General features: G+C 72.5%; 25 protein-coding genes. 6 read left to right on the top strand and 19 right to left on the bottom strand.

Translation table 11 applies throughout. The features are described from left to right. Nucleotides 1-24 precede the first annotated feature (24 nt). Nucleotides 25-987: a helix-turn-helix transcriptional regulator gene (locus ACIPYW_RS03625; RefSeq protein ID WP_400410793.1), complete on the top strand. Its 963-nt coding sequence runs from the start codon at nucleotides 25-27 to the stop codon at nucleotides 985-987. On the opposite strand, the gene ACIPYW_RS03630 is transcribed toward ACIPYW_RS03625, so the two are convergent. Genes ACIPYW_RS03630 through ACIPYW_RS03645 form a run of 4 tightly spaced genes read right to left on the bottom strand, consistent with a single transcriptional unit; the run spans nucleotide 984 to nucleotide 4866 of the window. Then, nucleotides 984-2402, bottom strand: coding sequence for a hypothetical protein (locus tag ACIPYW_RS03630; RefSeq protein WP_400410795.1), 1419 nt, complete (start codon nucleotides 2400-2402; stop codon nucleotides 984-986). The two genes, ACIPYW_RS03625 and ACIPYW_RS03630, sit on opposite strands and share 4 nt — an antisense overlap. After that, the gene (locus tag ACIPYW_RS03635) at nucleotides 2383-3240 is read right to left on the bottom strand and encodes a TIGR03943 family putative permease subunit (protein WP_400410797.1); all 858 of its coding nucleotides are present in this window, start codon (nucleotides 3238-3240) and stop codon (nucleotides 2383-2385) included. The genes ACIPYW_RS03630 and ACIPYW_RS03635 overlap by 20 nt, the downstream gene beginning before the upstream one ends. Then, nucleotides 3227-4249: a permease gene (locus ACIPYW_RS03640; protein ID WP_400410799.1), complete on the bottom strand. Its 1023-nt coding sequence runs from the start codon at nucleotides 4247-4249 to the stop codon at nucleotides 3227-3229. Before ACIPYW_RS03640 ends, ACIPYW_RS03635 begins: the two co-directional genes overlap by 14 nt. Before the next feature lie 38 nt (nucleotides 4250-4287). Continuing rightward, nucleotides 4288-4866 carry a TetR/AcrR family transcriptional regulator gene (locus tag ACIPYW_RS03645; protein ID WP_400410800.1) on the bottom strand — a complete coding sequence of 193 codons (579 nt, stop codon included), beginning with the start codon at nucleotides 4864-4866 and terminating at the stop codon, nucleotides 4288-4290. A 70-nt stretch (nucleotides 4867-4936) separates the two neighbouring features. Between ACIPYW_RS03645 and ACIPYW_RS03650 the strand changes: the two genes are divergently transcribed. Both ACIPYW_RS03650 and ACIPYW_RS03655 read left to right on the top strand, forming a co-directional pair. Continuing rightward, nucleotides 4937-5251 (top strand): DMT family transporter, encoded by a 315-nt coding sequence (locus ACIPYW_RS03650; protein WP_400410802.1) that lies wholly within the window; start codon nucleotides 4937-4939, stop codon nucleotides 5249-5251. A 1-nt stretch (nucleotide 5252) separates the two neighbouring features. Further along, nucleotides 5253-5669 carry a DMT family transporter gene (locus ACIPYW_RS03655; RefSeq protein WP_400410804.1) on the top strand — a complete coding sequence of 139 codons (417 nt, stop codon included), beginning with the start codon at nucleotides 5253-5255 and terminating at the stop codon, nucleotides 5667-5669. 369 nt (nucleotides 5670-6038) lie between these two features. Here the strand turns inward: ACIPYW_RS03655 and ACIPYW_RS03660 are convergent, their stop codons facing one another. After that, nucleotides 6039-7178 (bottom strand): CE1758 family FMN-dependent luciferase-like monooxygenase, encoded by a 1140-nt coding sequence (locus ACIPYW_RS03660; protein ID WP_400410806.1) that lies wholly within the window; start codon nucleotides 7176-7178, stop codon nucleotides 6039-6041. 220 nt (nucleotides 7179-7398) lie between these two features. Between ACIPYW_RS03660 and ACIPYW_RS03665 the strand changes: the two genes are divergently transcribed. Then, nucleotides 7399-7818, top strand: coding sequence for a hypothetical protein (locus ACIPYW_RS03665; protein ID WP_400410808.1), 420 nt, complete (start codon nucleotides 7399-7401; stop codon nucleotides 7816-7818). 2 nt (nucleotides 7819-7820) lie between these two features. After that, nucleotides 7821-9269 (top strand): FtsX-like permease family protein, encoded by a 1449-nt coding sequence (locus ACIPYW_RS03670; protein ID WP_400410809.1) that lies wholly within the window; start codon nucleotides 7821-7823, stop codon nucleotides 9267-9269. 81 nt (nucleotides 9270-9350) lie between these two features. On the opposite strand, the gene ACIPYW_RS03675 is transcribed toward ACIPYW_RS03670, so the two are convergent. The 3 genes from ACIPYW_RS03675 to ACIPYW_RS03685 all read right to left on the bottom strand — a co-directional run bounded on the left by ACIPYW_RS03675 (nucleotide 9351) and on the right by ACIPYW_RS03685 (nucleotide 13507). Next, a complete protein-coding gene (locus ACIPYW_RS03675; RefSeq protein ID WP_400410810.1) occupies nucleotides 9351-10277 on the bottom strand; it encodes a DUF4436 family protein in 927 nt (308 codons plus the stop codon). Further along, nucleotides 10274-12601, bottom strand: coding sequence for an Ig-like domain-containing protein (locus tag ACIPYW_RS03680; protein ID WP_400410811.1), 2328 nt, complete (start codon nucleotides 12599-12601; stop codon nucleotides 10274-10276). The genes ACIPYW_RS03675 and ACIPYW_RS03680 overlap by 4 nt, the downstream gene beginning before the upstream one ends. A gap of 120 nt (nucleotides 12602-12721) precedes the next feature. Then, a complete protein-coding gene (locus ACIPYW_RS03685; RefSeq protein WP_400410813.1) occupies nucleotides 12722-13507 on the bottom strand; it encodes a phosphatase PAP2 family protein in 786 nt (261 codons plus the stop codon). Between the two features lie 310 nt (nucleotides 13508-13817). Here ACIPYW_RS03685 and ACIPYW_RS03690 point away from each other — a divergent pair, with 310 nt between their 5' ends. Continuing rightward, nucleotides 13818-14300 carry a DUF4383 domain-containing protein gene (locus ACIPYW_RS03690; protein ID WP_290132971.1) on the top strand — a complete coding sequence of 161 codons (483 nt, stop codon included), beginning with the start codon at nucleotides 13818-13820 and terminating at the stop codon, nucleotides 14298-14300. Between the two features lie 384 nt (nucleotides 14301-14684). Here ACIPYW_RS03690 and ACIPYW_RS03695 read toward each other — a convergent pair whose 3' ends face one another. The 11 genes from ACIPYW_RS03695 to ACIPYW_RS03745 all read right to left on the bottom strand — a co-directional run bounded on the left by ACIPYW_RS03695 (nucleotide 14685) and on the right by ACIPYW_RS03745 (nucleotide 23930). After that, entirely contained in the window at nucleotides 14685-15989 is a 1305-nt protein-coding gene (locus tag ACIPYW_RS03695; protein ID WP_290132972.1) for an ATP-dependent RecD-like DNA helicase, read from the bottom strand. Then, nucleotides 15986-18148: a cytochrome c oxidase assembly protein gene (locus tag ACIPYW_RS03700; protein WP_400410815.1), complete on the bottom strand. Its 2163-nt coding sequence runs from the start codon at nucleotides 18146-18148 to the stop codon at nucleotides 15986-15988. The genes ACIPYW_RS03695 and ACIPYW_RS03700 overlap by 4 nt, the downstream gene beginning before the upstream one ends. Before the next feature lie 153 nt (nucleotides 18149-18301). Next, complete coding sequence (locus tag ACIPYW_RS03705) at nucleotides 18302-18589, bottom strand: HU family DNA-binding protein (RefSeq protein ID WP_022903744.1); 288 nt, start codon at nucleotides 18587-18589, stop codon at nucleotides 18302-18304. Nucleotides 18590-18905: 316 nt separating this feature from the next. Further along, on the bottom strand, nucleotides 18906-19211 hold the full coding sequence (gene rpsN / locus ACIPYW_RS03710; protein ID WP_022903745.1) for a 30S ribosomal protein S14: 306 nt from the start codon (nucleotides 19209-19211) through the stop codon (nucleotides 18906-18908). Nucleotides 19212-19213: 2 nt separating this feature from the next. Next, entirely contained in the window at nucleotides 19214-19384 is a 171-nt protein-coding gene (gene rpmG / locus ACIPYW_RS03715) for a 50S ribosomal protein L33 (RefSeq protein ID WP_022903746.1), read from the bottom strand. Beyond that, the gene (gene rpmB / locus ACIPYW_RS03720) at nucleotides 19384-19620 is read right to left on the bottom strand and encodes a 50S ribosomal protein L28 (protein WP_022903747.1); all 237 of its coding nucleotides are present in this window, start codon (nucleotides 19618-19620) and stop codon (nucleotides 19384-19386) included. The genes rpmG and rpmB overlap by 1 nt, the downstream gene beginning before the upstream one ends. A gap of 478 nt (nucleotides 19621-20098) precedes the next feature. After that, a complete protein-coding gene (locus ACIPYW_RS03725) occupies nucleotides 20099-20794 on the bottom strand; it encodes an alpha/beta fold hydrolase (RefSeq protein WP_400410818.1) in 696 nt (231 codons plus the stop codon). 10 nt (nucleotides 20795-20804) lie between these two features. Beyond that, a complete protein-coding gene (locus ACIPYW_RS03730; protein WP_400410819.1) occupies nucleotides 20805-21218 on the bottom strand; it encodes a Fur family transcriptional regulator in 414 nt (137 codons plus the stop codon). Next, nucleotides 21215-22147 carry a metal ABC transporter permease gene (locus ACIPYW_RS03735; protein WP_400410821.1) on the bottom strand — a complete coding sequence of 311 codons (933 nt, stop codon included), beginning with the start codon at nucleotides 22145-22147 and terminating at the stop codon, nucleotides 21215-21217. The genes ACIPYW_RS03730 and ACIPYW_RS03735 overlap by 4 nt, the downstream gene beginning before the upstream one ends. Further along, on the bottom strand, nucleotides 22147-23022 hold the full coding sequence (locus ACIPYW_RS03740; RefSeq protein ID WP_400410823.1) for a metal ABC transporter ATP-binding protein: 876 nt from the start codon (nucleotides 23020-23022) through the stop codon (nucleotides 22147-22149). The genes ACIPYW_RS03735 and ACIPYW_RS03740 overlap by 1 nt, the downstream gene beginning before the upstream one ends. Next, a complete protein-coding gene (locus ACIPYW_RS03745) occupies nucleotides 23019-23930 on the bottom strand; it encodes a metal ABC transporter solute-binding protein, Zn/Mn family (protein ID WP_400410825.1) in 912 nt (303 codons plus the stop codon). Before ACIPYW_RS03745 ends, ACIPYW_RS03740 begins: the two co-directional genes overlap by 4 nt. Nucleotides 23931-23968 lie beyond the last annotated feature (38 nt).

Below are 23968 nucleotides of genomic sequence, written 5' to 3' on the forward strand. Positions count from 1 at the left end.
TCCAGCCGGAGGATGGTGGGGGTCATGTCCACCACTTCCACCCCCTCCCCCGCGGCGCTCGTCTCCGTGGCCGGCAGCGACACGGACTCGGCGATCCGTGACCTCGCCGGGATGTACGCGGGCAAGCAGTGGTACTCCGCCCACGTGGACGACGACTACTGGTACCGGTACGCCGGCATCGGCGACGCCCGGATGAGCGTCCGACGCTCGCAGATGCACGGCTACCTCCGCGGCGACGTCGCCGTCGAGGGCGAGGTGGTCGTCCAGTGGATCGACTCCGGCACCGCGACCGTCGACACCCACCGCGACGCGACCCCCATGCGCCTCGGCATCCCCGTCCTCTTCCCGATCGAGCAGCGCTTCGAGATGGAGTACCGCGACTGGGACCAGCGGCTCGTGCACCTGCGACGCGACCTCGTGCTCGACGTGGCGGCGGAGCAGTACCTCGTCGACGGTACGCTCGGCTTCCAGCGCGGGGTCGAGCCGGATGCGTCCGCGATCCAGCAGTGGCAGCGGTCGGTCGCCGGTGCGGTCCGCGCCTTCCGGGAGGACGGCGCGGAGTCGCTCGCGTGGCACGAGGCCCAGCGCGGTGTCGCCCGGGCGCTCCTGGGTCTGTACCGCTTCCAGGCACCGAAGCTCCCCGAGCACTTCGGTGCGCGGAGCAACCGCCGGGTCCGGGCAGCGGTCGAGCACATCCACTCGAACGCCGCCCTGCCGCTGACCGTGTCGGACATCGCGCGCGCCGCGGACCTCAGTGTCCGTGGCCTGCAGGAGTCGTTCCAGCGGGCACTCGACCGGACGCCGATGCAGTACCTCCGCGAGGTCCGGCTGCGCCGCGCCCACGAGGACCTGCTCCGTTCCTCCATCGAGGAGACCACGGTCGCCGACGTCGCGCGACGCTGGGGCTTCAGCCACATGGGCCGGTTCTCGAGCGAGTTCCTGCAGCGCTTCGGCGAGTACCCGAAGAACACCCTCCGTCGGCGCTAACCGACCTCGTCGCCCGTCGGGAGCGCACCGCACCAGTCGACCGTGGACGCCTCGACGCTCGCCTCGAGCGCACCGGAGGTCGCGTCGACGATGCTGACCAGGTCGCTGGTGGCCGAGCGGGTGACGACGGCGGCGAACTGCCCGTTCGGGGAGGGGCACACCGCCGTGACGCCCGCGTCCGCGGGCAGCGTCACCGCCAGCCGGGAGGCGCGGGTCGCCTCGACACGGAGGATGCGTTGGTCGAGCGTCCCGTCGGCACGGACGGTGCCCACCACACGCAGGTAGGTCGCGTCGGTGAGCGGCGCGATCCGGCCGAGGTAGGGCGCACCGGTGCTGCCCGCCGGGGTGGCGACCGGTGTCCGGGCGCCGTCGGTCAGGTCGAGGTACTCGATGCCGGTGCCGGTCTCGACGACCGCCGTGGTGTCCGAGCCGACGAAGCCGTGCAGGGTGGTGGCGCTGCCGAGCCGGACCGCTGCTGCCGCTCCGCTCATGTCGACGAGCACGAGGTCGTCGCCGCTGGTGCGGACGAGGGCGCTCTCGGTCCGGGGCACGTACGCCCACTGGCCGACCGTCATCGGCACGGCGCCCGTCGTCGGCTTCCCGTCGGCCGCGATCGCGGTCGGCATGTGCGTCCCGGTCATGTCGACGACGTAGAGCCCGACGTCCGCGGAGCGCCCCGACGAGGTGTCGGCGTACTCGAAGCCGAACGAGGCGCCGTCGTCGGCAGCGTGGAGGGCGGTCACCCGGCCGGCGGAGGTCGGCAGCGTGAGGTGCTCGACCGGGACGGTGTCGTCCTGCACGCCGCCGGTGAGCGGGACGACGTCGACGGCCGACTCGCCCCGGCCGGCATCGCGCACGACGACCAGCGAGCGACCGAGGCGTGCGAACTCCGTGATCCCGGTGTCGGCGTACACCGTCGTGGCGCCGCCGGCGTCGAGCGAGCGTCGGACGATCCGGTCCTTCCCGCCGTCCGACCCGGCGGGCACGAGCGCGAGGACGTCGGTGCTCCCGGTCCGGACCTCGGCGCGGAGGGTCGCCGTCGAGGACTGCCCCGGAGCACGGACCCCGGACACCGCGATCTCGTACGACCGGTCGTACGCCAGGGGTCCCGCGAACTCGACCGCGATCGTGTTGCCGCTCGAGGTGACCGTGTGCGCTGCCGCCGGCCGGACCCGCACGTCCGCGGCTCGCACCGGCTGCAGGGCCTGGTTCGCGGTGAGGATCACCCGCTGCGCCGGCTTCGACACGAGCCCGGTGGCGTCGTAGGTGACGTCCCGGAGGCGCGGACCCTGCTGCGACCCGACGACCGCGGCGAGCGCGCCGACGACGACGAGCACCACCGTGACGGCGAGGTACCGGACGCGGAAGCGGTCGCGGCGGGGGCGACGGTCGTGGTCAGTACTCGTAAGGGTCACTCGGCTGCGCGATCTGTCGGACCGAGGACGCCTTGACGACGATCCTGGCGGCGGACTGGTCGGGGTTGGCGACGAGCGATCCCCGCACGGTCACCCACCGGTCGGCGTCGGGGACGGCGCCGCTCGTGGTGACGCCGAGGCCGACGGGTTGGGCGTCGACCGCGCAGCAGCTGATCACGAAGCGGGTGAGCGTGAACGAGCCGTCACCGGCGGGGACGACGAAGCCCGTGAGCTCCACCCGCTTGCCGACGAGCGCGCTCGTGTCGGTGGTCTGGCGGATCAGGGCGGCCCAGTCCTTCACGCCGTAGTCGGACGTGTCGACGGCGTCGCTGCCGAGGAGCGCGACGCCCTGCGTGCCGGTGGCGTTCGAGAGGGTGGCGGCGTCGACGCTCCGCTGCTGGGCGGTCCGGGCGGACAGGGTCGTCGGCGGCAGGACGAGCATGGCGACCGTGACCCCGACCGTGACTGCTGCCGCTGCCCAGCCGAGGACGGCGCGTGTGCGGCGACCCGAGCCTCCCGGCCGACCGCCGCGGTCGTGCGGTCCCGCTGCCGGGCCCGCGGGCGCGTGTGCACCGTCGACCGCCGCGTCGTCGTGCGTGTGTCCGCCGCCGGCCGGCTCGTCGCCGTGCGAGTGCCCGTGGCCGCGCGCGACGACGACGAGCCCGGCGACCGCCGCCGGCACGGCGAGCGCGGCGAGCACGATCGTGAAGACCGCGTACCGCGGGTTGATGTAGAGGTCGAGGTGCCCGACGAGCGCCAGCCAGAGCGTGCACAACGCGACCGCGAGGACGGACCCGAGCCCCAGGGCTGCGGGCGCCGTCGACTCAGACGAGGACATTCATCACCAACCCGACGGTCGCGGCGAACAGGACGCAGACGACGGCGAGCAGCACGAGGAAACGTGCGCGGAACGTCGTGCGGAGGAGGGCGATCATCTTGACGTCGATGATCGGGCCGATGACGAGGAACGCCGTGATCGACCCGGGCAGGAACGTCGACGCGAACGACAGGGCGAAGAAGGCGTCGACGTTCGAGCAGAGCGACACCGTCATCGCGAGGAGCATCATCGCGCCGACGGACAGCACGGGGTTCGCACCGATCGCCACGAGCGTCGAGCGGGGCACGGCGACCTGGATCGCCGCGGCCAGTCCGGCGCCGACGAAGAGGGCAGGCATCATCGTCGCGGTCTCACCGCCGAACTGCGCGGCGCTGTCCCGCCAGCGGTTCCGGGAGCGGGGCGCCCCGACGGTCGCGCGGCAACGGGCCTCGAACGCGGGCAGCAGCAGGTCGGCCGGGCGTCGGTGGGCGGCGACGATCCAGCCGACGAGGTTCGCGACGACGAACCCGCCGACGATCCGCACCGGGAGGATCCAGCCGGACCAGCCGAACGCCTGCGCGGTGCTGATGATGACGAGCGGGTTGAGGATCGGCGCGGCGACGAGGAACGTGACGGCCTCGGCGGGGGTGAACCCGCGGAGCATGAGGCCGCGAGCGAGGGGGACGTTGCCGCACTCGCACACCGGGAACAGCATGCCGATGAGCGAGATCACCGCGCGACGGGGCACGGCACGCTGCGGCAGGATCCGTTCGAGCACCCCGACGGGCACCCAGACCTCGACGACGATCGACAGCAGGATGCCGAGCACGACGAACGGCAGGGACTCGACGACGACGCTGATCGCGAGCGTCAGGAAGTCCTGCACGACGTCCGGCAGACCCGCGGACCCGACGCTCGGCGAGACGATCCGGACGCCGAGGAGCACGACGACGGCGAGCAGCACGAGACCCGGGCCGGTGAGGCTCCGGGCGGGGGCGGGGGTCGTGGCCGTGGCGGTCGCGCGCGTCACCTGCGCAAGGATAGGCGACGTCGACGGCAGCCGACTCGTCAGCGCGCCGCGAGCCCGTCGAGGTGCCGGTCGAGGAGCTCGATCGCCCAGTCCGCCGACTCCCCCGGAGCCAGTCGCGACACGTGCATCGCGAGCCCGTCGACGAGGGCGTGCAGACGACGCGCCTCGTAGGCCCGATCGGCGTCCGGCACCCCGACGAGGTGGACGATCCGCTCGGTCCACTCCTGCATGTCCGACACGACCCGGTCGAGCGCCGGCCGGAGCTCCGGGTCGGTCAGTGCCGCGTTGCCGAGGGCGAGGTACACGTCGAGCTCGACGAGCCGCTCCTCGTCGAGCGGCAGCAGCTCGAGCAGGATGCGGCGCGCTCGTTCGCGGTCCGACAGCGTGTCGGGCACCGCGTCGACCCGGCGGGCGGTCGCGTCGAACACGGTCTCGAGCGCGTGCGTCCGGACGCTCGCCTGCGTGGGGAACACGTACCGGACGGTCGACGGGGGCAGCCCGGCCTCGGCCGCGACCCCGCGGACGCTCAGCGCGCCGAGGCCGTTCCGGGCGAGCACCCGCGCGGCCGCGTCGGACACGGTGCGGCGCCGTTCGCCGATGTCGATGCTCCTCGCCACGGGGCCATGGTCGCACGACTGTGCTACCTTCTTTGTCGTACAGTTGTGCGACTATCCGGAGGGAGCACTCGTGACGTGGATCGTGTTGGTGCTGTCGGGCGTGCTCGAAGCCGTGTGGGCCACCGCCCTCAGCGCGTCCGACGGGTTCAAGAAGGTCGTGCCGACGATCGTGTTCGTCGCGGGCATGGCGCTCAGCATGCTGGGCCTCGCGTACGCCATGACGGCCATCCCGGTGGGTACGGCCTACGCCGTGTGGGTCGGGATCGGAGCGTCGCTGACCGTCGTCGTCGCGGTGCTCCGCCGGCAGGAGGCCGCGTCCTTCGCCCGGCTCGCCCTCGTCTTCGGACTCGTGGCCTGCGTCGTCGGCCTCAAGGTGGTGAGCTGACGTGGCCTGGGTGGTCCTGTTCGTCAGTGCCGCACTCGAGACCGTGTGGGCGACCGCGCTCGGCGAGAGCCACGGCTTCACCAGGCTCGGACCGAGCCTGGTCTTCGCAGCGACGATCGCGGTGAGCCTCGGCGCGTTCGGGTACGTGCTGCGGCACATCCCGATCAGCACGGCGTACGCGGTGTGGACCGGGACCGGTGCCGCCCTGACCGTGCTCTGGGGCATGGCGACGGGGGCGGAGCCGGTGACCTTCCTCCGGCTGCTCTTCATCGCCGGCATCGTCGGGTGCGTCGTCGGGCTCAAGCTCGTGCCGGCGCGGCCGGCGCGTCGACGGGCTCGCCGAGACCCGGTCGCCCCGGCACGAGACTCGGTCGGCGCAGCACGAGACTCGGTCAGCGCGGCACGAGACTCGGCGTAGGCGACACTGCTCGGGCTCCGGGTCGCGAGAGTCGTCGCTCAGCACGAGACTCGGGAGCGCCGGTCGCGGGACGCGACCCGTGGACGGACGGGAGGCGGGGGGGGCGGCGGGGCCCCCCCCCCCCGGGGGGGGCGGGGGGGGGGGGGGGGGGGCCCGGCCCCCCCCCCCCCGCCCGGCGGGGGGGGGGGGGGGGGGGCGGGGCCGCGCGGGGGGGGGGGGGGGGGGGGGGCGGGGGGGGGGCCGGGGGGCGCGGGGGGGGGCCCCCCCCCCGGGCGGGGGGGGGGGCGGGGGGGGCCCCCCCCGGGGGGGGGGGGGGGGGGGGGGGGCCCCGCGCCCCCCCCCCCTCCCGTCAGTCTCCGCGTCACGTCGTCAGACGGACGCGCCCGTCCACTCGTCCTCGGCGGCGACGTGGTCACTGCCCGCCGTGCCGGCGGCCATGGCCGCCGCCACGCGGTCCGCGTGCGACGGCGGGTCGGACGGCACGTCGGCCAGGCGCCCCTCGTCGTTGATCCTGCGCAGCTCGGGGACGATGTCCTCCGCGAGGATGTCGATCTGCTCGAGGACCGTCTTCAGCGGCAGGCCGGCGTGGTCGACCAGGAACAGCTGGCGCTGGTAGTGCCCGACGTGGTCCTTCATCGTCGCGTACCGGTCGATGACCTGCTGGGGCGAACCGACCGTGAGCGGGGTCTGCGCGGTGAAGTCCTCCATCGAGGGCCCGTGACCGTAGACCGGGGCGTTGTCGAAGTACGGGCGGAACTCGTCGACGGCGTCCTGCGAGTTCTTCCGGGCGAAGAACTGCCCGCCGAGCCCGACGATCGCCTGGTCGGCCCGACCGTGCCCGTAGTGCTCGAAGCGCTGGCGGTAGAGCCCGACCATCTGCTCGGTGTGCTGGATCGGCCAGAAGATGTTGTTGTGGAGGAAGCCGTCGCCGTAGTACGCGGCCTGCTCGGCGATCTCCGGCGTGCGGATCGAGCCGTGCCAGACGAAGGGCGGGACGCCGTCGAGTGGACGCGGGGTGGAGGTGAAGCCCTGCAGCGGGGTGCGGAACTTGCCCTGCCAGTTGACGACGTCGTTCTCCCAGAGCTGGCGGACGAGGGCGTAGTTCTCGATCGCCAGGTTGACACCCTGCCGGATGTCCTGCCCGAACCACGGGTAGACGGGCCCGGTGTTGCCGCGGCCCATCATGAGGTCCATGCGGCCGTCGGAGATGACCTGGAGCATCGCGTACTCCTCGGCGATGCGCACGGGGTCGTTCGTCGTGATGAGGGTCGTCGAGGTCGAGAGCGTGATGTGCTTCGTCCGTCCGGCGAGGTAGCCGAGCATCGTGGTCGGACTCGACGCGACGAACGGCGGGTTGTGGTGCTCGCCCGTCGCGAAGACGTCGAGACCGGCCTGATCCGCGTGCTCGGCGATCGTGAGGATGTCCTTCACCCGCTGGGTGTCGTCCGGGGTCGTCCCGGTGGTGGGGTCGGTCGTGACGTCGCTGACCGTGAAGATCCCGAACTGCATGATGTGCTGCCCTTCGCCATTTCAATGCGTTTGCATCGACTTGCTGGGTACAACGTAGCGCACCGCGAGGCATTCCCGCCAGGGCGATCGTCGTCCTGTCGGCTGCCCTGTCGGTCGTCCTGCCGGTCGTCCTGCAGACGGAGGCAGCGTCATCCGGTCGCAGGATGTGACATGTCGGCGGTCCCCGACACCATGGGGAGACCAGGACGGAAGGCCATCCATGCTCCACACGACGAAGTTCCTCGCGATCGGCACGCTCGCCGTCGCCGCCGTCGCACTGTCCGGCTGCACCCAGCTGTCGGACGTCGCTCACGGCGAGGCGACGACGCACGCCGACACCCGGGCCGACCTCACGGACCCGCCGGCGTGGATGCCCGGCGACGCGACCGACATCACCGTCGTCGTCGGCACGGAGGGCGGATCGGGCTCCGCGCCGTCGAGCACGGTCTTCACGAGTGCGGACGGCGTGACCTCCGACCGGTGCGAGACGGTCCCCCGGAAGTCCGCCCCGACGGTGACGATCTCCGGAGCGCCGGATCCCTACGCCGCCGAGCAGGTCACGACGTGCGGAGCGTGGTCGATGGTCTCCGACGGCGACCGGTGGCACGCCTGGACGCCGAACCCGAACGACGGGGAGTGACGATGTCGCGCCACCGCGGCGAGCGCCGGCAGCGCCGTCCACGGCGAGGACTCGCGCGCCGGCGACCGCGACCGGGCTCCGACCGCGCCACCGTCGGTGTCGCGGCACTGTCCGCCGGGCTCGGCACGCTCGTCGTCACCGGGTCCGCCGCAGCCGAACGCATCGTCGAACTCGGCGAGCGCACCGGGCAGTCCGGCACCGTCGCGCTGATCCTGCCCGTGGTCGCGTGGGTGTTCGTCGGCATCGCGCTCTACGTCAGCGCCGTCGTCGCGTCGAACACGTGCGCGACCGTGATCGCCGGCCGGACCCGGAGCCTCGCCCTGCAACGGGTGCTCGGGGCGACGGGCGCGCAGCTGCGCAGCCAGATCACCCGTTCGGGACTCACCGCGGGGCTCGTCGGCGCGGTCGTCGGCGCCGTCGTCGGCGCGCTCGTCGCGAACGGCGCACTGGCCCTCGCCGCGGCGGCGTCCGTGCTGCCGGGCGTCGGCCTGCTCCTGCCGGTCGCCGTCGTCCCCGTCACGGTGCTGGTCGCCGCGATCACGACGGCCGCGTACCGCCTCGGGTCCCGCGCGGTGCTGTCGATCCCTCCGCTCCGCGCCCTCGACGCCGCCACCGAGGAGCACGTACCCGTGGGCTCCGGCGCGCGAGCACGTCGGCTCGTCGCCACGGCGGTGTTCCTCGTCGGCGCAGCCGGCATCGCAGCCGCGATCGTGCTCGGCGCGACGAGTGTGAGCGCGCTGCTCCTCGCCGTCGCGGCCGGGGCGGTCTCCTTCACCGGGGTCGTCGTCGGCACGCCCGTGCTCGTGCCCGCGGCGATCCGACTCGTCGCGGCCGGGTCGTCGCGGAGCGTCATCGGGGCCTTGGCCGCGCGGAACTCGCTGCGGTCCCCGCGCCGCACGGCACGGGCGACCGTGGGGCTGCTCATCGCGGTGACCCTGATGGTGACCTTCGCGGTCGGGTTCGGCACCTACGCGCGGATGCTCCAGCTGCAGTCCGCGGCCGACCCGGTGTACTACCGCGACGTCCAGGAGCAGTTCGACCAGCTCGCGGTGCTGTTCGCGAGCCTGACCGGTGCCGCGGGCGTCATCGCCGCCGCCGGGGTGGTCGTCGTGACCACGCTCACGATCGCCCAGCGCACGCGGGAGCTCGGGTTGCTGCGGGTGATCGGGACGTCGCGGCGACAGGTCCGGGCGCTCGTGCTGACCGAGGCGGCCATGACCATCGCTGTCGCCGTCGTGCTCGGCGTGCTGCTCGGTACCGCGTACGGCTGGTCCGGCGCCTACACGCTCCTCGGGGCGACCCCGGAGGCGCAGCTGATCGCCCCGGTCGTCCCGGCCTGGGTGCTCGTCACCGTCGTCACCGGCGCCGTCGTCACCGGGCTCGCCGCCGCCGTCGGGCCGGCCGCCCGCGCGGTGCGGAGTGCACCGGTCGCCGCGCTCCGGTACGAGTGAGCGGGCATGCCCTGCGCGGAACGTGCCAGGGGCCTCCCGGTCGCGCCGATGGCCGGGCAGCCCGCGCCGCACGCCGTCGGGTCAGGCGTCGTCCTCGAGCGTCCGCGCGCGCAACACCTTGGACTCGCGCCACAGCAGGTAGGCGCCGGTCCACACGAACATGATCGCCACGAGCGCCAGGCACGGGAACAAGAAGACGAAGTCGAGCGTCGTCCCGATCGGCGGCGCACCCGGCATCGCCGACCGCAGCGCCGGGAACGAGAGCAGGGTCGCGCTCAGCCAGATGACGTTCGCGAACTCGAGCTTCCGGCGGAGGATCGCGGACCCGATCGTCACCACCGCCATGAGCGTCGTGAACAGGATCGCGAGGATGTAGAACGACACGATCACCACGCTGAGGGCGTCCCGGTGCCCGTCGATCTGCATCGGCACGAGGGTCCGGCCGTTCTGCTCCTCACCCGCACCGCGGTCGGCCTGCATCACCCACGGTCGCGCCGAGTTCGACATGTCGACCTGGAACGGCACGGCCTCGCCGGACTCGTCGTTCTGGACGCTCAGCTGGAAGTTGGCGAACGGTTGGTCGAACGGGTACGACGTGTCGCCACGGTCGAGGGTCAGCGCGAGCGAGGTCGCATCGACCACGGACTGCCCGGGGAACGTCACCACGCTCGTCGTCACCCCGCCGCTCGAGACCTCGATGCGCAGCGGGTCCGCGATCTCGCCCGCCTTCTCGCCGACCAGGTCGCCGTGCGGGATCGGCAGCACGTTCGCCTGCATCACCCGGTTCGACAGGTCGACGTCCTGCACGCTCATCCGGAGCGTGACGTAGCTGCCGGTGCGGTCGTTCGAGCCGCTGACCGGCACCGCGGTCGTGGTCTTCAGCGCTCCGGTGGCCGCGATCACGACGTAGTAGACCGCGAGCAGCACGACCGCCACGATGAGGATGATCGGCGCGGGGTTGCGGCGCTTCCGCTTCGCGGGCGCCGGGGCTTCGGTGGTGTCGGTCATCGGGTGCTCCCTGGGTCAGCAGGTGGGTCGGTGGGGGCCGGACTGGAGGCGCTGCTCGCGCCCGTCGCGCCGCCCTCGGTCGGTCGGCGGGTCGCGACGGCAGCCGCGAGGGCGAACAGGATCATCGCGAGCAGCGGCACCATGGCGTCGGGGAACTCGGTGACGTTGAAGGTCGTGATCTGGTCGGCGAGCTCGGCGGCCTCCGTCGTGCCCTTGGCGACCGCGGTCGTGACGGTCACGGCGTTCGCCTGGGCCTGCCGGTCCGACGCGACTGCGAGCTGCTGCACGGCGGTGTCGGGGGCGTTCACGGCGTCGGCGTACACGCGGACGGTGACGTCCGCCTGCTGGCCGGGGTCGAGGGGGATCGAGCACGCGAAGGTGGTGGTCCCGACCTCGCACGCGAGCGTCTCACCCTCGACCTCGACGTGGACGTCGCGGTAGACCATGCCGGGGCTCATGCGTCCGGAGAAGTCGATCACCACGGCCGCGCCGGACGCGTTCGGGCCGAGGGTGCCGCGCATGTCCGCAGCGGTCCCGGGCACGATCCGCTGGGTGCCGAACCGCATGTCCACGGGCAGCGCGCCACCGGTCCCCGAGCCGCTCCCGCCGCCGGTACCTCCCGCGCCCGAGCCACCGCCAGCGCCGCCGCCGCCCGCGCCGCCGCCACCCGCGCCGCCGCCGCCGTTCGGGTCACTGCCGGCCGCTCCGTCGCCGGAGTCCGAGGTGCCGGAGCCGCTCGGCGCCGACGACGGCGTCGATCCGGGTGCGCCGCCGTTCCCCGCACTCGATCCGGACGTGCCGGACGGCCCGGGACCACCCGTCGTGCCGGAACCGCCGGCCGACCCGGAGGGTCCGGTCCCCGCGGTCGGACCAGGGCGACCACCCGTCGAGCCGGAACCGCTGCCGGGGACGGGCGTCGTGCCTCCAGGCCGGGGTGCCGAGGCGACCGTGAAGCGGGCGGACGCGGCTGACGACTCGATGCCTCCGTAGGTCTGCGTCGCCGCGATCGTCGCCGCGCCGAGCGCGAACGTACGCGACGGCGTGCACGACCACGCACCGCCGCTCCCGCCGGTCGCGGTGCAGAGGACCGTGCCGCCCTGCCGGACCGTCACCGTCGCGCGCTCGATCGCGCCGAGACCGCGTACCGCCGGTGTGCGGTCCGTCGTGGAGCCCGACGGCGCGGTGATCACCGGAGCCGACGGCGCACGGGTGGTGAGGGTGGCGTCGCTCGTCACCGGGCTGACCGACGCGGTCGTCGACGAGGCGGTCGCGCTGATCGGGAACGCGGTGCCGGGCGCGGTGCCCTGCGGCGCGGCAACGGTGAGCCGCAGCACGCGCTGCGCTCCCGGCGCGAGGGTGCCGAGGTCGAGGCCGTCGCGGAGCGATGCGCAGTCGATGCGGGTGCCGTCGAGTTCGCAGCGCGGGACCTGCAGTCGGCCGCGGGTGGCGCTGAGCACGACACCCCGGGCCTCGCCGGCGCCGGGGTTGCTCAGGGTCACCGTGCGGACGGCCGGGAAGCCCGCGAGGATCCGCTCGCCGCCGGACTGGGTGATGCGGAGACCTGCTGCGGCGAGGACGGTGAAGGTGCTCGTGGCGGTCGGCGACGTCTGGCCGAAGCGGTCGGTCTGGGTGGCCTCGACGGTGTGCTGGCCGACCGCGAGCGGTGCCGTCGGTGTGCAGGACCAGTCGGCGTCGGGGCCGGCGGGGACGGTGCACAGGGGCTCGCCGTCGATCGTCGCGGTGAGGACGGTGCCGGTCGTCGCGGCCTCGCCCGTGGTCTTGGTGCCCGTGATGGTCGGCTGCCGGTCGATCGACTCCGTGCCGGCGGGCGGCGCGGTGATCGTGGGGGCGACGGGTGCGGCCGGAGCGGTGACCGTGATCGAGTACGGTGCGGGCGCCTCGAAGGGGTCGATGCCCGAGGACCCCGTCTTCGTGCCGAGCGTCGCGGTGGGGTCGACGGCGAGCGTGACCAGGACCTGGTTCCCGACGCCCCACGTGCTCGTGCCGCACGCGGCCTGTGCGCCGCCGTTGACCGGCGCGCACGAGAACTGCCCGAGGCCGGTTCCTGGTCTGGACTCCGCGCTGATGATCTCCGTCTGCGGCGGCGCCGTGATCGTCCAGTTCCCGGTCCCGCCCTGCTGGTTCTGGATCGTCGCGACGACGCTGCCGCCGGGTTGCACGGACGGGGGCGTGCCGACCTGTGTCATCGCCTGCGCCGCCGTCGCCGGGACGAGCACCGAGCCCGCGACGAGGAGCGCTCCGAGCGCGGCCGCGACGAGCCGCCGGGTGCGCCGACCCTGCATCGCGGTGTGCTGATCCCGCATGTGCTCCCTACGTGACCGTGGCTCGCCCGCGGAGTGTCCCTCCCCCGCAGGTGTCGCCCAACGTAGTCCAGAAAGCGCGGGGTGGAACGAGCTGTTACTCGGCTGTGACGATCGCGACGGTCAGGAGAACAGGGCCTCGGTGCGGGGCGCGGTGTGCATCCCGTCCGCGAACCACACCGCAGCGATGACGGCGAGGATGCTGACGCTCGATGCCAGCCTGCCCGCGACGAGCATCGCTGCGTGGTCGTGTGCCGCGCCCGACACCCCGACGACGAGCGCCGCGATGCCGACCGCGAGCGCGAGTCCGGTGGCGATGAGCAGCACCGCGCTCACGACCCGCCGGGGACCGCGTCGTCCGTCACGGTCGCCACGCTCGCCCCGGTCCACCCGAGGCCCGACGGCCCGGACGACGCCGACCCAGAAGAGCGCGATCGCCGAGGCTCCCACGATGTCGCTCACCCGGTGCCAGCCGTAGACGACGGTCTGGTTCGCGACGAAGACGGCGTACGCGGCGCCGACGAGGGTGACGACGGGCCGGAAGCGCCTCGGCGTGACCATCAGCACGCCGAACAGTGCGGCCAGCGCGATCGTCGCGTGCCCCGACGGGAACGAGTTCGGCGTCGTCGACTGGGCGATCTCCGGGCGCACGGCGATATATTTGACGAGCGTCGAGGTCGCTGCCGACGCGAGCACGACGACACCGGCTCCGAGCCCCACCGCCAGGCGTCGCCGGGCGAACGCGACGGCGACCATCACGACGACGAGCAACAGGATCACCGGCACCGAGATCACGTTGAGTGCCGTGTCCGACCCGAACAGGTCGGACTCCCGGACGCCGCCGAGTGCGGCGTCCTCCGCCCGCTGACCGAGCGGCGTCAGGACGGCGACCGCGTACACGAGAGGCACGATCACGAACCCGAGAACCGCGAGCAGCGCCCACCGTCCCCGCCGCGAGACGACGGGGCCTGGCACAGGTGTTCGCGTCACCGGTCTGGTCCTCCTCGGGGTGCTGCTGGCAGGGGTCGTCGTCCGGCTCGTCGGCCGCTTCCGCGGGCGTCCAGCGGACGGGGGCGGGCAGGCCGTCCGATTCGGTCGGTCGGGGTCCGACACGATACCGTTGACGAGCAGGTCGAACGCTGGGAACGCGGCGGAACGACGGCCTGCTGGCAACGCGCTGGCGTACTCGTCGCCCGCCGTGTACGAGGAGGAAACCGAAGTGGCAGTCAAGGAACCGGGCATCACCGCTTCTCCGAACCGGGGCCTGGCCCTGACCGTCGGCGCGATCCTGGCGCTCTGGGGCATCCTGGGCTTCTTCTTCGCTGGTGAGGGTGGCCACGCCTTCTTCGGCAACGACGGCGGCTACCTCTGGGGCGTGTTCCTCGTGAACCCCGCGCTGTGCCTCGTCTGGACGCTCCTCGCCGCCGCGATGCTCATCGGTGGCCTCGGCACCACCATCGGGTCGCGCAACCTGAACCTCGTCGCGGGCGTCGTGCTGCTCGTGCTCGCGCTCTACGGCTTCCTGTTCATGAACACCTCGGCCAACGTGTTCGCGCTGAACACGGTCGACAACGGCTTCAACGCGATCGTCGGCTTCGTGCTGCTCGTCACGGCACTCGCTGCCGACCGCGAGAACCTCCGCGCACTCCGCGCCGACCGCGACAACCTCGACGCGCTGCGTGCCGAGGCCGCCCACGGCTGACGCTCCGCGCTCCTGACGCCCCGCCGACCCTCGAGGTCGGCGGGGCGTCGTCGTCCGGGGCACGCGGCTGCGGCTGCGGCTGCCGCTTCGGCTGCGGCTGCTGCGGCTGCCGCTTCGGCTGCGGCAGCAGCCGCGGCGCCGGCGCCGGCGCACAACCAAAGTCGATCCGCGCCACGGATCGGCGTGGTTCGGACGGCCTTCGGTTGTGCGAACGCGAACCGCACCGGGCGCCGGCGCGTGGGCGCTCGGTGGGCGGGCGCGCGGTGGGCGGGCGCTCGGTGGGCGGGCGCGCGGTGGCCGGGCGCGGACGCTCGGTTCGCGGGCGCGCGGGCGCTCGGTGCGCATCCGCGAACCGCACCGGGCGCGGCCCGCGGGAGCGCGCCGTCAGCCGTCAGCCGGCTTCGGCGCCTCGAGCTCGGTCGCGACAACGCGCGGCGCCTCGGACATGAACCGCCGGACGTCGAGGTCCACGATGATGTCCTGCGGGCGCAACGGTCTGGTCAGGTACAGCCCCTCGAGGGACGTCAGCCGCGACAGCGCGACGTACGTCTGGCCGGCGCTGAACACCCGGTTCCCGAGGTCCACCACGGCGCGGTCGTAGGTGCTGCCCTGCGACTTGTGGATCGTCACCGCCCAGGCCAGCCGGAGCGGGAACTGCTGGAACTCCCCCACGGTGTCCTTCTTGAGCTCCTTCTTGTCCGGGTCGTAGGAGTACTTGAACTTCTCCCACACGGACGGCTGGACCTCGAAGGACTCCCCGTCGACGTCGACCCACACGGTGTCACGGATCGTCGTCACGACGCCGAGGGTCCCGTTCACCCAGCGCTGGTCGGGGTCGTTGCGGAGGAACATCACGTGGGCCCCGGGCTTCAGCTCGAGGGCCTCGTCCGCGGGGAAGTTCCGCCCACCGAAGTCGCCGTTGACGTCGGCCCGCGCGGTCTTCACCTTCCCGGGCAGTCGATCGAGCGCCGCCTTGTTGATCCGCGCCACGGTGTCGTTCCGCGTCGCGAGGGTGATCGCGTCGTCGGGCGCCGGCCGCGCCCCCGCGGTGTTGAGCTGTCCGGCGATGTCCGCGGTCACCCGCCCGTGCCGCACGGCGGTCAGCATGGCGGCGAAGGCGTCGTCGCGCTGCCGGTGCACGGTCGCGAGCTCGACGATGTGCAGCTCGGCCTCGAGCCAGACCTTCGCGTCGAAGAACCACATCGAGCGGTAGTGGTCGGTGAAGTACGCGCGCTCGTCCCCGTCGCCCGGCACCGGCGGGAGCTGGTACGGGTCGCCGAACATGACGACCTGCACACCGCCGAACGCCTCGAACTGCCGACCGCGCGCCTTCCGGAGCGAGCGGTCCATCGCGTCGAGGAGGTCGGCGTTCACCATCGAGACCTCGTCGATCACGAGGGTGTCGATCGTGTTGAGGAGCTTGCGGGTGTCCGGCCCCTGCCGGAGCTCGGCGTCGGCGATGAGCCCGATCGGGAGCCGGAACAGCGAGTGGATCGTCTGCCCCCCGACGTTCAGCGCAGCGACACCGGTCGGCGCGCAGATCACGACCTGCTTCTCGGTGTGCCAGGACAGGTGGTTCAGCAGCGTCGACTTGCCGGTCCCCGCGCGGCCGGTGATGAACACGTGGTCGCGCGTGTGCTCGATGTAGTCGAAGACCGCGCGCTGTTCGGCGCTGAGCTCGACGGTCACGGCGCGTCCGCCCCGCGGTCGCTGCTCGGCCGGAAGGCACGGGTCGCCCTCGCCTCCGCACCCGCCTCGTCGGCGTGGCCGGCCCGGGCGGCCTCGCCGTCAGCGCTCGCGTCGTCGAAGTCGTCCTCGGGGTCTGCGACGCGGCTCGACGTCGAACCACGGTCCCGACGTCGAACCACGCGATCGCCCGGCGCGACGTCGGCTCCGAGGTTCGACCCGGCCGTCCCGTCGTGCACGATCGACGGGACCGACGCCCCGACCTCGGCGTCCGTCGCGGTCCGGTCCCGCCGGAGCCGGACGAGCACCACCACGGCGACGAGCACCACGACCGCGACCCCGGACGCCACGAGCACGGTGCCGGCACGTGCCTGGTCCGCGTACGGGTCGGGCCCCCACGTCCGGCCCATCGCCCCGAACCAGGACGCCTGCAGGAGCCCGAGCGGCCCCCGCACCGCGATGCCGAGCGAGACGAGACCCGCTGCGACCACGACGGCACCGATGATCCGCACGACGGCGGCCGACGTCGACGCGCGCCGGGCACCGGCGGCGACGGGGGTCAGCAGGCCGGGCAGTGCGAGCAGCCCGACGAGCAGGAAGACCGCGTCGATCACGGTGCGCCCGGTGGAGTCACTCACCGACCACCGCAGGGCCTGCGTCGCGGCGTACGCCCACCACACGCCGGCGAGGAGCAGGAACGCCGGGAACGGCTGGACGAGGTAGCGCACGACGGCGTTGCCGACGAGGAGGTCGGTCCACTCGCGGACGCCGGTGCTGCCGTCGCGTCGCTGGTGCACCGCCGCCCGGATCAGCTGCACGGGCGCGGACGCCCAGGCGAGCGCCGGGACGACGAGTCCGAGCAGCACGTGGGCGCCGACGTTCGCGGAGACGAGGAAGCGGTCGTAGGTGTGGAGCGAGCCTGAGGTCGCGACCACGAGGCACACGACGGCGATGCCCGCGGCGACCGAGCGTCGGACGGGCCAGGGTTCCCCGCGACGACGCAGCCGCACGACCCCGGCTGCGTACGTCGCGGCGAGCAGGACGGCCGCCATGAGCCAGAAGAGGTCGATGTTCCACGCGGTCAGCCAGCCCCACGGCCCCGGAGCGTGCGGGAGCGGGTCGTCCGTGAGGAGCTCGGCCGGTGTCGGGTCCGTCGTCTTGCTCAGCGCGATCTGGTCCGTCGGGGTCGCGGTCCGTCCGAGTGCCGCGGCGAACCCCGACGCGACGCCCATCACCGCGAGCTCGGTGACGACGAGCGCCCAGAAGGTCCGGCCGCTGCCCGGGCGTTCGGTGAGCGATCGGATGGCCCGACGGCGCTGCACCGCTCCGAGGACACCCATCGCGACGATCGCGCCGACCTTCACGAGCACGAGGACGCCGTACGGCGTCGCGAGGTTCGAGAACGCGCCGACCCGGATCTGCGCGGACGCGACCCCGGACACCGCCACGAGCACGAAGCACCCGAGCGCGATGCTCGAGTAGCGGCCGATGACGAGCGGCAGCCGCTCGCCACCGAGGACCGGCCGGACGAGGACGACCATCACGAGCCCGCCGACCCACAGCGCAGCGCCGACGAGGTGCAGCCCGAGCGCGGTGACCGCGGCGTCGTGGCTCGCGGTGCCGGCGGCGTGCCCCTGCTGCGCGAGCGGGACGAGGCCGATCATCGCGACCCCGGCGGTCAGGGCGACCATGCCCCGCGCCCGCACGGCGAAGCAGAGCACGGTGACCGACGCCGCGACGAGGACGGTCACGAGCCACGCGAGCCCGAGGTCCGTGCCGGTGAGGAACACCCCCATCGACTGCCCGAACTGCTCGTCGAGCGAGACCTGCGACCCGGCGACGCTGAGGAACGTGAAGAACGTCGTGACGACGCTCGACACCGTCCAGAGTCCGGCGGCAGCGGCGGCGACGTCGATCGCGCGGTCCCACTCCGGCGCGGTGCGCGAGAAGCCGATGGTCGCGAGGGCGAGCCCACCGATCGTCGCTGCTGCGGAGAGGTCGACCACGACCCGGGCGATCGGCAGCCCGAAGCGCACGACGGCGCCCGGGTCCGCGATGAGTGCGGGGTCCGCTCCGCCACCGATCACCAGCGCGACCAGCAGCGAGAAGAACGCGGCGAGCAGCAGCACGGCGGGGCCGATGGTGCGCGCGATCCGGTTCACCCGACAAGCCTAGGCGTTGCCCACCCGGCCACAGAATCCGCCGGGGCGACCTGTGGGTGGTGATCCGTGCCTCCAGGCCGGTGGGGGGCGGACAAGCCACCCGGACATGCGAAAGGGACGGCCGCAGCCGTCCCTCCCACCAGCAGAACCGTCTTACTTGACAGCAGCCTTCAGCTTCGAGCCGGCGCTGACCTTGACCGAGTCGCTCGCGGCGATCTCGATGGCCTCACCCGTCTGCGGGTTGCGGCCGGTGCGGGCGGCGCGGTGGGTCTTCTCGAAGGCGATCCAGCCGGGGATCGTGACCTTGGTGCCGTCGGCAACCGAGCTCGAGACGACGCTGAACAGCGCGTCGACGACGCCGTTCACGGTGGCCTGGCTCTGGCCGGACTCCTGCGCGACGGCAGCGACGAGCTCGGTACGGTTCAGGGACTTGTCAGCCATTGGATGTCCTCCTCGGACTTCTTCGGTATCGGTCGGGCCATCAGGCGCGATGCCCGTGGAACCGGGGTCGAACCTACCAGCCACCCAGGGCGTTTCCGGCCGACTCGCCCGGATTTCCGGGCCTGTCGCGGGTCTGGCGGGGCAGATGTGACCGATGTGACGGTCCGTGTACCCCGCTCACAGCCCCTACCGAGCGAACACCGGCACCACGCCGACGGAGCACGAACGCCCCGCCGAGGGAGCACGAACGATCCGCCGAGGGAGCGGAACGCCCCGTCACCAACAGGTGACGGGGCGTTCGACGGGAAGCGGATGCTTACCAGGAGCTCTTCGTGATGCCGGGGAGCTCGCCACGGTGGGCCATGTCGCGGAAGCGGACACGGCTGATGCCGTACTCACCGAGGTGGCCACGGGGGCGACCGTCGATGGCGTCGCGGTTGCGGTAGCGCACCGGCGACGCGTCGCGCGGGAGCTTCTGCAGGCCGACGCGGGCGGCCTCACGCGACTCGTCGGTGCCGTTCGGGTCCACGAGGGCCTTCTTCAGCTCGAGGCGACGCTCGGCGTAGCGCGCGATGACCTCGGCGCGCTGGTTGTTCTTCGCGATCTTGCTCTTCTTCGCCATGCTTAGCGCTCCTCACGGAAGTCGACGTGCTTGCGGACCACCGGGTCGTACTTCTTGAGCACGAGACGGTCGGGGTTGTTCCGACGGTTCTTCTTGGTCACGTACGTGAACCCGGTCCCCGCCGTGGAGCGGAGCTTGATGATCGGACGGATGTCCTGACCCTTTTTCGCCATCAGATCTTCTCCCCACGGGCGAGGAGATCCTTGACGACGGACTCGATGCCGCGTGCGTCGATCACCTTGATGCCCTTCGCGCTGAGCGTGAGCGTGACGTTACGACGAAGCGAGGGCACGTAGTACGTCTTCTTCTGCACGTTCGGGTCGAAGCGGCGCTTCGTCCGGCGGTGCGAGTGCGAGATGTTGTGACCGAAGCCGGGGGTGGCGCCGGTCACCTGGCACACTGCTGCCATGGTTTCCTCCTGAGTACCGTGCGGTCGGACGACCGCACCCAAGGTCACTTGCCTGGTGCGCACGCGCTGGTCCGGGGGACCGGCGAGGGGGTTGTACGCACCGCCCAGGCCCGATGACCCTGTCGAAGGGCCGGCGGACACCGCGCGACCGCGGCATTCGCGACGGTCGGAGGGCTTGGAACGAGCTGTTCTCCGCGCGGGCGCGGAGGACCAGGGGTCCACGTTACGCGAGCGTCGGGCGTGTCGCAAGCCGGAGCGGGTGGGTCGGGGTCGGCCTGGAGGCACGGTGCGGGTCCGGCGCGCAGGCTGCGGCCCGCCGCGCGTCGGGGCGCTTGGTCGCACGACGTGCCGCTCACGTTCCGCCCGTGCGACACCTTCTGCGACCACCACAGGACGCAGGCGGCATGTCGAGCGACCAAGACCCGACACCGACACCGACACCGACACCGCGCGCGCCGTCGCCCTCGCGCGCCGCGCCCTACGGCCCGTCGGTCGGTTTCGGTGCGAGCGCCTGCACCATGAGCTCGCCGAGCTCCCGCGGGGCAGTGAACATCGGCCAGTGCCCCGTGTCGAGTCCCACGATCGTGAGCTCCTCCGTCGCCACGAGCTCGGCCGCCCACGCCTGGTGGTCGTTCACCATCTGCGCCAGGTCGGCCGCCGGGATCTCGCACGAGATCACCGTCGCGGGGATCGCGTGCCGCGCCGGGTCGGCGTAGTGGAACGGATCGGAGGGCACCGACGCCGGCTCGGGGATCGCGACGCGCTCGAACCGAGCGCGCACCTCGTCGGTCATGCCGCGGAGGGTCGAGGCCTCCCAGACGTCCCACGACGGCAGCGGCACGACCCCGTCGACCACGGGCAGCTCGTCGTTGACGCAGCCGCCCTCCGGGCCGGGGAACGTGTCGACGTAGAGCAGGTGCGCCACGAGCGACGGCCGCTGGTCCGCAGCCATGTACGCGATCGGCCCGGCCCCGGACTGCCCCGCGAGCACGACGGGCTCGTCAGCCGTCGCGACCTCGTCGAGCACCGCGACGAGCGACGCCACCTGCTCGTCGAGCGTGTCGCCTGCGCGGGTCACGGCCTGCACCGAGTGGCCCGCCTCGACCAGCACCGGAGCGACGTCGTCCCACGCACTCGCGTCGAGCCAGAACCCGGGCACCAGGATCACGTGCATGGCTCGCAGGCTACGCGCCCGACCGCTCCGCGGTGCACGCCGCGCACTCGCCGAAGATGTCCACGACGTGGCTCGCGTTCGTGAACCCGTGCTGCGCTGCCACCTCCTGCGCCCACCGCTCGACCGGGTCTGCCTCGATCTCGACGGTCCGCCCGCAGTTCCGGCAGATGAGGTGGTGGTGGTGCTCGGCGGTCGTGCAGGCACGGTAGAGCGACTCGCCGTCCTGCTGCAGCGAATCCGCGTCCCCCTCAGACGCCAGGTCGGCCAACGCCCGGTAGACGGTGGCGAGTCCGATGGTCGACCCGCCTTCACGGAGGTGCTGGTGGAGCGCCTGCGCACTCACGAACCCCTCGGTCGAGTCGAGCGCACCGCGCACGGCCTCTCGCTGCCAGGTGTTCCGCTTGGGCTTCTGCACGGCGTTCACGCGCTGACTCCGATCTTCGCTGCTGCTCCGGCACCCGCCTGGAGGCCCGGATCACCTCCGCCGGTCCGCTCACGTCGTGCGACGCGGTCGCGTCCGCGCTTGTCCTTCCGCGCTCCGACGATCCGGCACACCACCCAGATCGCGAACGAGATGGTCGTGACGTAGGGGCTGATCGGCAGGCCGCCGCCGAGGGCGAGCAGGATGCCGCCGACGACGCTCGTCACGGCGAACACCGTCGACAACACGGGCACGACGACCGGGTGCGAGCTCAGACGGAGCGCGGCGGCGGCCGGGGTGACGAGCAGGGAGAGCACGAGCAGCGCCCCGACGATCTGCACCGACACCGCGGTGGCGAGGCCGAGCGCGAGCATGAACACGATCGCGAGCGTCCGCACCGGGACCCCCGCCGCGGCCGCCACGTCCGGGTCCACGGAGGAGAACATCAGCGGGCGCCAGATCACCAGCAGCGTGGCGACGACGATGGCCGCGATGACGATCAGGAACGTCAGCTGGGGGTTGTCGACCGAGACGATCTGCCCCGTGAGCAGGCCGAACTTGTTCGCCGCGCGACCCTTGTAGAGCGCGAGGCAGAGGATGCCGAGCCCGAGGCCGAACGGCATGAGCACCGCGATGATCGAGTTGCGCTCCCGCGCCCGGGACCCGAGCACGCCGATGAGCAGCGCCGCGATCACCGACCCGACGAGCGACCCGGTGACCACGTTCACCCCGAGGAGCAGCGACGCCGAGGCACCGGCGAACGAGAGCTCCGAGATGCCGTGCACCGCGAACGGCATGTTCCGGGCGACGACGAAGGGACCGATGAGCCCGCCGACGATGCCGAGCACCGCGCCCGCCCAGATCGAGTTCTGCACGAGCACGAGGAGCTCGCCGTAGTCCTGGAAGGAGAATACCTGCGACCACACGTCCATCAGATCCGCCCCTCGTCCGTGGTCGGCGCGTGCGGGTCCGGGTCGCAGTGGTGGTCGTGCGCGGCCTCGTTCGCGCCGACGATCACGATGCGGCCCATCGTGCGCACGACGTCGACGGGCGTGCCGTACAGGTCGCTCAGCACGTCGGTGCGGAGGACCTCGTCGGGAGCGCCGATCCGGAAGCGGCCGCCGGCGATGTAGAGCACCCGGTCGACGACGTCGAGGATCGGGTTGACGTCGTGCGTGACGAACAGCACCGCGGCGCCCTGCTGTCGACGCTGGCGGTCGATGAGCTCGGTCACGCCGCGCTGGTGCCGGAGGTCGAGCGAGATGAGCGGCTCGTCGCAGAGCAGGAGCGCGGGGTCGGCCGCGATCGCCTGCCCGACGCGGGTGCGCTGCTGCTCGCCACCGGACAGCTCGGCGACCGGGGCGTCCGCGAACGCCGTCGCGCCGACCTCGTCGAGGATCCGGTCGACCCGGGCACGGTCGGCACGGGACGCCGGACGGACGCCCCACCGGTGCCCCGTGACGCCCTGCGCGACCATGTCCCGGGCGCGGAGCGGCGTCCCCGCCTCCATCAGCCGCTGCTGCGGGATGTAGCCGATGCGACGGTGACCGCGGCGGACGGGCTGGCCGAGGAACGACATGCTTCCGCTCGTCAGCGCCTGCTGGCCGAGGACGGTCCGGAGCAGCGAGGTCTTGCCGGCGCCGTTCGGTCCGAGGACCGCGACGAACTCCCCCGGCGCGACGTCGAGGTCGAGGCCGTCCCAGAGCTTCCGCGAGCCGTAGGAGAGCCCGGCGTCGCGGAGCGTGAGCACGGCGGAACCGCCGCTGCGTGGTGCAGCGGCGGTCCGTTCGGGGGCCTGGACGGTCACTTCGCCAGCGCCGCCTTCACCGCGTCGATGTTCGCCTGCTGCCACGAGACGTAATCATCCCCCTTCGGGAGGGTCTCCGTGACACCGACCACCGGGACACCGGCCTCCTCGGCGGCCTGCTTGACCTGTTCGGTCTCCGCGCTCGACGTCTGGTCGTTGTAGGCGAGGAGCTTCACGGTCTTCTGGCTGAACAGCTTGAGGGTGTCGTTGAGGGCGGCCGGCGGCACGTCGTCGCCCTCCTCGATCGCCTCGGAGAACTTCTCCGGGGTGACGTTGTCGAGGCCGATCGCGTCGAAGAGGTAGCCCGGGACCGGCTCGGTGTACGCGACCTTCTCCCCGTCGTACTGCGTCTTCAGCGATGCCGTCTGCGACTCGAGCTGCTCGAGCTTGCCGGTGAGGGTCTTCGCGTTCGCCTCGAAGGTGCTCTTGCCCGAGCTGTCGAGGTCACCGAGGCGCGTCGCGACGTCGTCCACGAGCTTCACCATCGTCGGGTAGTCGTAGAACACGTGCTCGTTGAACTCGGTGTCGCCGCCCTCGTCGAGGCCGGAGAGCTTGACGACGTTGATCGTGTCGGCCTTCGTGTCCGAGGCGTCGGCGAGCGTGGTCATGAAGTCGTCGTACCCGCCGCCGTTCTCGATGAGGAGGTCGGCCTTCGACACCGCGAGCTGCGTCTTCGCGCTCGACTCGAACGAGTGCGGGTCCTGCGAGGGGTCGTCGAGGATGCTCGTCACCGACACCTCGTCACCACCGACGGCCTCGACCAGCGAGCCGTAGACGTTGGTCGACGCGACCACCCGGATGGTGTCGCCCGAGCTCCCGTTGCCGGAGGCCGAGCTGGTCGCGCAGCCCGACAGGGCGAGCGCGGCTGCGCCGGCGATGAGCGGGAGGGCGAGGAGTCGCTGCTGCATGTCGACGACGCTACTGCTTCTTGATAACGGTTGTCAAA

Origin of the sequence: Curtobacterium sp. NPDC089689 (assembly GCF_044749145.1) — a bacterium.
In the GTDB taxonomy this organism is placed as follows: domain Bacteria; phylum Actinomycetota; class Actinomycetes; order Actinomycetales; family Microbacteriaceae; genus Curtobacterium.

Excerpts from the sequence above, each read along its gene's own strand:
- ACIPYW_RS03625 (WP_400410793.1), top strand. The coding sequence starts at position 25 with ATGTCCACCACTTCCACCCCCTCCCCCGCGGCGCTCGTCTCCGTGGCC.
- ACIPYW_RS03635 (WP_400410797.1), bottom strand. The coding sequence starts at position 3,240 with ATGTCCTCGTCTGAGTCGACGGCGCCCGCAGCCCTGGGGCTCGGGTCC.
- ACIPYW_RS03660 (WP_400410806.1), bottom strand. The coding sequence starts at position 7,178 with ATGCAGTTCGGGATCTTCACGGTCAGCGACGTCACGACCGACCCCACC.
- ACIPYW_RS03665 (WP_400410808.1), top strand. The coding sequence starts at position 7,399 with ATGCTCCACACGACGAAGTTCCTCGCGATCGGCACGCTCGCCGTCGCC.
- ACIPYW_RS03670 (WP_400410809.1), top strand. The coding sequence starts at position 7,821 with ATGTCGCGCCACCGCGGCGAGCGCCGGCAGCGCCGTCCACGGCGAGGA.
- ACIPYW_RS03675 (WP_400410810.1), bottom strand. The coding sequence starts at position 10,277 with ATGACCGACACCACCGAAGCCCCGGCGCCCGCGAAGCGGAAGCGCCGC.
- ACIPYW_RS03680 (WP_400410811.1), bottom strand. The coding sequence starts at position 12,601 with ATGCGGGATCAGCACACCGCGATGCAGGGTCGGCGCACCCGGCGGCTC.
- ACIPYW_RS03705 (WP_022903744.1), bottom strand. The coding sequence starts at position 18,589 with ATGGCTGACAAGTCCCTGAACCGTACCGAGCTCGTCGCTGCCGTCGCG.
- rpsN (WP_022903745.1), bottom strand. The coding sequence starts at position 19,211 with ATGGCGAAGAAGAGCAAGATCGCGAAGAACAACCAGCGCGCCGAGGTC.
- rpmG (WP_022903746.1), bottom strand. The coding sequence starts at position 19,384 with ATGGCGAAAAAGGGTCAGGACATCCGTCCGATCATCAAGCTCCGCTCC.
- rpmB (WP_022903747.1), bottom strand. The coding sequence starts at position 19,620 with ATGGCAGCAGTGTGCCAGGTGACCGGCGCCACCCCCGGCTTCGGTCAC.
- ACIPYW_RS03725 (WP_400410818.1), bottom strand. The coding sequence starts at position 20,794 with ATGCACGTGATCCTGGTGCCCGGGTTCTGGCTCGACGCGAGTGCGTGG.
- ACIPYW_RS03735 (WP_400410821.1), bottom strand. The coding sequence starts at position 22,147 with ATGGACGTGTGGTCGCAGGTATTCTCCTTCCAGGACTACGGCGAGCTC.
- ACIPYW_RS03745 (WP_400410825.1), bottom strand. The coding sequence starts at position 23,930 with ATGCAGCAGCGACTCCTCGCCCTCCCGCTCATCGCCGGCGCAGCCGCG.